This is a genomic window from Streptomyces aurantiacus JA 4570 (assembly GCF_000414115.1).
Taxonomy (GTDB): Bacteria; Actinomycetota; Actinomycetes; order Streptomycetales; family Streptomycetaceae; genus Streptomyces; species Streptomyces aurantiacus_A.
In genome coordinates this window covers 36,147-42,527 of record NZ_AOPZ01000371.1, presented here as the reverse complement: position 1 = coordinate 42,527, position 6,381 = coordinate 36,147, and the positions used below count along the sequence as shown (strand labels likewise).

General features: G+C 69.6%; 4 protein-coding genes. All 4 read right to left on the bottom strand.

Annotation, left to right across the window (positions count from 1 at the left end; genetic code table 11):
* Nucleotides 1-17 precede the first annotated feature (17 nt).
* The 4 genes from STRAU_RS31050 to secD all read right to left on the bottom strand — a co-directional run bounded on the left by STRAU_RS31050 (nt 18) and on the right by secD (nt 6,374).
* Nucleotides 18-2,531 carry a RelA/SpoT family protein gene (locus tag STRAU_RS31050; protein ID WP_397893068.1) on the bottom strand — a complete coding sequence of 838 codons (2,514 nt, stop codon included), beginning with the start codon at nt 2,529-2,531 and terminating at the stop codon, nt 18-20.
* A 345-nt stretch (nt 2,532-2,876) separates the two neighbouring features.
* On the bottom strand, nt 2,877-3,425 hold the full coding sequence (locus STRAU_RS31045) for an adenine phosphoribosyltransferase (RefSeq protein WP_016644375.1): 549 nt from the start codon (nt 3,423-3,425) through the stop codon (nt 2,877-2,879).
* Nucleotides 3,422-4,561 carry a protein translocase subunit SecF gene (gene secF / locus STRAU_RS31040; protein ID WP_016644374.1) on the bottom strand — a complete coding sequence of 380 codons (1,140 nt, stop codon included), beginning with the start codon at nt 4,559-4,561 and terminating at the stop codon, nt 3,422-3,424. The genes STRAU_RS31045 and secF overlap by 4 nt, the downstream gene beginning before the upstream one ends.
* A 1-nt stretch (nt 4,562) precedes the next feature.
* A complete protein-coding gene (secD, locus tag STRAU_RS31035) occupies nt 4,563-6,374 on the bottom strand; it encodes a protein translocase subunit SecD (protein WP_037663055.1) in 1,812 nt (603 codons plus the stop codon).
* Nucleotides 6,375-6,381: the final 7 nt, after the last annotated feature.

The window sequence follows — 6,381 nt, the reverse complement described above, 5'->3', positions numbered from 1 at the left end:
GGTTCAAAGACAGGCTCTTAAGGCCGTCGCGCCGACGTCACGCGGTACACGTCGTACACGCCCTCGACTCCCCTGACCGCCTTGAGCACGTGCCCCAGGTGCTTGGGGTCGCCCACGAAGGTGAAGCGGGAGGTGGCGACGCGGTCGCGGGAGGTCTGCACGGCCGCGGACAGGATGTTCACGTGCTGGTCCGAGAGGATGCGCGTGACGTCCGAGAGCAGCCGCGAGCGGTCGAGCGCCTCCACCTGGATGGCGACGAGGAACACCGAGGACTGCGTGGGCGCCCACTCGACCTCGAGAATGCGCTCGGGCTCGCGGGACAGCGACTCCACGTTCACGCAGTCGCTGCGGTGAACCGATACGCCGCTGCCGCGCGTGACGAAGCCGATGATGGGGTCGCCCGGCACCGGCGTACAGCAGCGTGCGAGCTTGACCCACACGTCGTCGACGCCCTTGACGACCACGCCCGGGTCGGCGCTGGAGCGGCGCTTGGAGCGGCTGCGCGAGGGCGGCGCGCTCTCGGCGATGTCCTCGTTGGCGGCCTCCTCGCCGCCGAGCGCCTGGACGAGCTTCTGCACGACGGACTGCGCGGTGACGTGGCCTTCGCCGATCGCCGCGTACAGGGAAGAGATGTCGGGGTAGCGCATCTCGTGCGCGAGCGTGACAAGCGAGTCACCCGTCAGGATCCGCTGGATCGGCAGGTTCTGCTTGCGCATGGCGCGCGCGATGGCGTCCTTGCCCTGCTCGATGGCCTCCTCGCGGCGCTCCTTGGAGAACCAGGCGCGGATCTTGTTGCGGGCGCGCGGCGACTTGACGAAGCCGAGCCAGTCGCGGGACGGGCCCGCCCCCGCGGCCTTGGAGGTGAAGACCTCCACCAAGTCGCCGTTGTCCAGGGTCGATTCGAGCGGTACGAGCCGTCCGTTGACGCGGGCGCCTATGGTGCGGTGGCCGACCTCGGTGTGCACCGCGTACGAGAAGTCGACCGGGGTCGCGCCCGCCGGGAGCGCGATGACGTCGCCCTTCGGCGTGAAGACGAAGACCTCGTTGCGCGACAGGTCGAAGCGCAGGGACTCCAGGAACTCGCTGGGGTCCTCGGTCTCCTTCTGCCAGTCGAGGAGCTGGCGCAGCCACGCCATGTCGTTGAGGTGGTCGTCCTTGCCGGACTTCTTCGGCACGTCCGTACGCACCTTGGAGGCGCCGGCGACGGCTTCCTGCTTGTACTTCCAGTGCGCGGCGATGCCGTACTCGGCGCGGCGGTGCATGTCGAACGTGCGGATCTGCAGCTCGACGGGCTTGCCGTTGGGGCCGATGACCGTCGTGTGCAGCGACTGGTACATGCCGAACTTCGGCATCGCGATGTAGTCCTTGAACCGGCCGGGGACCGGGTTCCAGCGCGCGTGCACGGTGCCGAGGGCCGCGTAGCAGTCGCGGACGGTGTCCACGAGGACGCGGATGCCCACCAGGTCGTAGATCTCCGCGAAGTCACGGCCGCGGACGATCATCTTCTGGTAGACGCTGTAGTAGTGCTTCGGGCGGCCGGTGACGGTGGCCTTGATGCGGGCGGCGCGCAGGTCGGCCTGGACCTCGTCGGTCACTATGGCCAGGTACTCGTCGCGCTTGGGGGCGCGCTCGGCGACGAGCCGCACGATCTCGTCGTACATCTTGGGGTAGAGGATCGCGAAGGCGAGGTCCTCCAGCTCCCACTTGATGGTGTTCATGCCCAGGCGGTGCGCCAGCGGAGCGTAGATCTCCAGGGTCTCGCGGGCCTTCTTCTCCTGCTTCTCGCGCTTGAGATAGCGCATCGTGCGCATGTTGTGCAGGCGGTCGGCGAGCTTGATGACCAGGACGCGCGGGTCCTTGGCCATGGCGACGACCATCTTGCGCACGGTCTCGGCCTGCGCGGCCTCGCCGAACTTGACCTTGTCGAGCTTGGTGACGCCGTCGACGAGGAGGGCGACCTGGTCGCCGAAGTCGCGGCGGAGCTGCTCCAGGCCGTACTCGGTGTCCTCGACGGTGTCGTGCAGGAGGCCGGCCATGAGGGTCGCCGGGTCCATGCCGAGCTCGGCGAGGATCGTGGTCACGGCGAGCGGGTGCGTGATGTACGGATCGCCGCTCTTGCGCTTCTGGCCGCGGTGCCAGCGCTCGGCGACCTGGTAGGCGCGCTCGATCTGGCGCAGCGTCGCGGTCTCGATCTTCGGGTCGTTGCTGCGCACTATGCGCAGCAGCGGCTCCAGGACCGGGTTGTACGGGTTCGAGCGCTGGACGCCGAGGCGGGCGAGGCGGGCCCGCACGCGGTTGGAGGACCCGGAGCGCTCCGTCTTGCCGGTGACGGGCGGCTTGGGCGGTACGGGGGCCTTCGCGGGGGCGGGGCGGACCGGCGGGGCGGCGTGGGTGGCTGCCGCGGGGCGGGCCGGCGTGGTGGGGCGGGACTCCGGCGACGGCTCGGGGCGGGGCTGCTCGGCGGGCTTGCTCGGCGGGCTTGCCGTCACGCGCGGTGTCGCCACCGGGCGCGCGCTGCGCGTCCCTGCCACCGGGCGCACTCGTCCCGGAGTCCTTGGAGTCCCCGGGCTTCGCGGGCGCGACGGCGGGCCCCGCGGCCCGCTCGGCCTGCTGGGCGGACTTGGCGGCGGCAAGTGGCTGGGACTCGTCTGGCAAGAGCGCTCCCTGTGCGCGATCGGGTCCCCCGGTCAGGTCCCGAAGTGCCCATGGTATCGATCCTGGGCCCGCGGCTCGCCCTCGGCCGGTGAGACGGCTCTGTACTGGAGAAACACCAGAGGCGGGCGCCGGATTCCTCCGGGCCCGCCTCCGTCGCCTGCTGGGCTGTCCGGAACCGGCTGCCGCGGCCGTCCCGCCGCCGCGCCGGTTCCCGTGGACGCTCAGACCGTGAGCAGCGCCTCCAGGGGGGCGCCGTCCAGGGCGGGAACCAGCCGCTCGCGGCCGCCCAGGAAGCCGAGCTCCATCAGCACCGCGACGCCCGCCACCTCGGCCCCGGCCCGGCGGATGAGCCGGAGCGAGGCTTCGGCGGTGCCGCCGGTGGCGAGGACGTCGTCGATGACCATGACGCGGTCGCCGACTGCCAGATCCTCGGCGTGCACCTCGATCTCGGCGCTGCCGTACTCCAGGTCGTAGACCTGGCTGAGGGTCGCTCCGGGGAGCTTGCCCGCCTTGCGTACGGGAATGAAGCCGAGCCCGGCGCGCAGCGCGACCGGGGCGCCCAGGATGAAACCGCGCGCCTCCAGGCCGACGACCTTCGTGGCCCCGCAGCGCACGCTCAGATCGGCGAGCGCGCCGGTCAGGGCCGCGAACGCCACCGGGTCCGCGAGCAGCGGCGTGATGTCCTTGAACATCACGCCCGGCTCGGGATAGTCCGGCACGTCGCGGATGCGGCTGAGCAGCAGCGTGTTGATCTCGGCCGTCTCGGTCATCGGCGCTTCCCCGACGGGCGGCCGCGGCCGCGGTTGCGGGTGGGCTGGGACCGCGGTCCGGAGCGCGGGCCGACCACGGCCGGGGCCGCGTCCTGGTCGGCCTGCTCGGCGCCGTCCTGCGGGTCGTCGCCCGCCGACTCCGGGGCCTCGGCGGACTCGCCCTTGGCGGCCGCCGCCCTGCGCTTGGCGAGCACCCGCTTCTTGAGGGCCTTCATCTGCGGGTCGGCCTCCTTGAGATCGGCGACCAGCGGGGTCGCGATGAAGATCGAGGAGTACGCGCCCGCGGCGAGGCCGACGAACAGCGACAGCGAGATGTCGTTCAGCATGCCCGCACCGAGGAACCCGCCGCCGATGAACAGCAGGCCGGCGACCGGCAGGAGCGCCACGACCGTGGTGTTGATCGACCGCACCAGGGTGCTGTTGATGGAGCGGTTGGCGACCTCGCTGTAGGTGAAGCGGGTCTGCTTGGCGAGGTCCTTCGACTGTTCCTTGAGGCTGTCGAAGACCACGACCGTGTCGTACAGCGAATAACCGAGAATGGTCAGCAGACCGATCACCGTGCCCGGTGTGACCTCGAAGCCGACGAGGGCGTACACACCCACGGTGATGGTGATGTCGTGGATGAGCGCGATGAGCGCGGCCAGCGCCATCCGCCACTCGAAGGCGATCGCCAGATAGATCACGACCAGGATCATGAAGATCGCCAGGCCCTGCCAGGCCTTGTTGGCGATCTGTTCACCCCAGCTCGGACCCACCAGATCGGCGTTGATGTCGTCCGCCTTCATGTCGAACTCGCTCGCGAGCTCGGCCTTGATCCGGTCGGACTTGTCGGTGTCCACGCCCGCGATCTGGATGCGCAGGGTGTCGTTGCCGAGCTTCTGTACGAGCGCGTCGTGGCCGGACGCCTCTTCCGCGGCCTCTTCCGCCTTGGCGACCGACACGCTGGTCTTCGGCGTGTTGAAGACGGCGCCGCCCTCGAACTCGATGCCCATGTTCAGGCCGCGCACCGCCAGGCCGACGATGGCCGTGATGGTGATCAGGATCGAGATGCCGTACCAGATCTTGCGCTTGCCGACGAAGTCGTAGCCGACCTCGCCGCGGTAGAGCCGGGCGCCGAGATCTCCCAGTTTCGACATCTCACGCCTCCTTCGGGGTCGAGTCGACGGGGGCGGACGCGCCGGTGCGACGCGTGCGCCGCAGCGGCGGTTTGGCACCGAGCCGCTTCGGGTCGAGGCCGGACCACTTGCCGCCGCTCGCGAAGAACTTCTTGCGGGCCATGATCGTCATCAGCGGCTTGGTGAAGAAGAACACCACCACGACGTCGAGGAGCGTCGTCAGGCCCAGCGTGAACGCGAAGCCCTGCACCTTGCCGACCGTGACGATGAAGAGCACCGCGGCGGCGAGGAACGACACGAAGTCGGACACCAGGATGGTGCGCCGGGCCCGCGGCCAGGCACGCTCGACGGCGGGCCGCAGCGTACGGCCCTCGCGGACCTCGTCCCTTATGCGTTCGAAGTAGACGATGAACGAGTCGGCGGTGATACCGATGGCGACGATGGCACCACAGACCGCGGGCAGGTTCAGCGCGAACTTAATCGTCGGGCCGAGCAGCGTCATGATCGTGTACGTCAGCGCCGCGGAGACGCCGAGGGACGCGATGGCGATGAGGGCCAGGCCGCGGTAGTACGCCACCAGGTAGACGATGACGAGGGCGAGGCCGATGGCGCCGGCGATGAGACCGGCGCGCAGCTGCTCACCGCCGAGCGCCGCGCTGACCGTGGTGACGCTCTGCTCCTTGAAGGTCAGCGGGAGCGCGCCGTACGACAGGATGTTGGCCAGGTCCTTGGCCTCGTCCTGGGTGAAGCTGCCGGAGATCTCGGCGTCGCCGGTGGTCAGCGCCTGGCGGACGTACGGCGCGGAGACGACCTCGCCGTCCATGACGATGCCGAACTCGTTCTGCGGCGGCTGCTGGCTGGCGAGCTTGCCGGTGATGTCCGCGAACTGCTTCGTCCCCTTGCCGGAGAACTTCATCGTGACCTTCCAGCCAGCGGCACCCTGGGTGTCGTAGACGGCCTTCGCGTCGTCGACCTCCTTGCCGTTGACCTCGGAGGGTCCGAGGATGAACTTGTCCCAGCCCTTTCCGCTTCCGCTCTTGCCGCAGGCCACGACCGGATCGGTCGGCTTGACGCCTTCCTTGATCTTCAGGCGGGCCTTCTCGTCGGTGCAGTCGAGCTTGGTGAACTGCTCCTGGAGCTTCGCGGTGGCATCGCCGGACGGCGTGGGCGACGGGTCCTTCTTGCCGTCGTCCTTCTTGCCGTCCTTGGCCGGGTCGTCCTTGGCGTCGCCGGTGGGCGTCGCGGACGGGGTGGCGTCGGCCTTCAGGCCGTCGGTGACGGAGCGGCCCTGGGTGGTCGGCGTCGCGCTGGGCGAGGCCGACTCGCCCTTGGGCTTGTCGCTCTCCTTGGGCTTGTCGCCCTTGCCATCACCCTTGCCCGAGTCCGACGGCTTGGGCGTCGGCTTCGGCTGCTCCCCCGCACCCGTGCTGGGCTGCTGGGCGAGGACGGGCCGGAAGTAGAGCTGAGCGGTCGTGCCGACCTGCTCCCGCGCCTGCTTGGCGTTGGTGCCCTTGGGGATGTTGACGATGATGTTCCGGTCGCCCTGGGTCTGCACCTCGGCTTCGGAGACACCCAGACCGTTGACACGGTTGTTGATGATGTCAACAGCCGTGTTCAGGTTGGTCTGGTTGATCGCGTTCTTCTGGCCCGGCTCGTTCTTCGCCTCGAGCGTGATGCTCGTACCACCGGCGAGGTCGATGCCCAGGCGGGGCGTGGTGTGACCGGAGAGGAACATCCCTCCGGTGAGCGCCACCAGGGCGATCATGATCAGGACCAGGGTGCGGCCCGGTTTCCCCTGGGCGGCCTGCCTGCGGCCCTTCGTGGGTGCTGCCACCTTCTCG

Excerpts from the sequence above, each read along its gene's own strand:
- STRAU_RS31045 (WP_016644375.1), bottom strand. The coding sequence starts at position 3,425 with ATGACCGAGACGGCCGAGATCAACACGCTGCTGCTCAGCCGCATCCGC.
- secF (WP_016644374.1), bottom strand. The coding sequence starts at position 4,561 with ATGTCGAAACTGGGAGATCTCGGCGCCCGGCTCTACCGCGGCGAGGTC.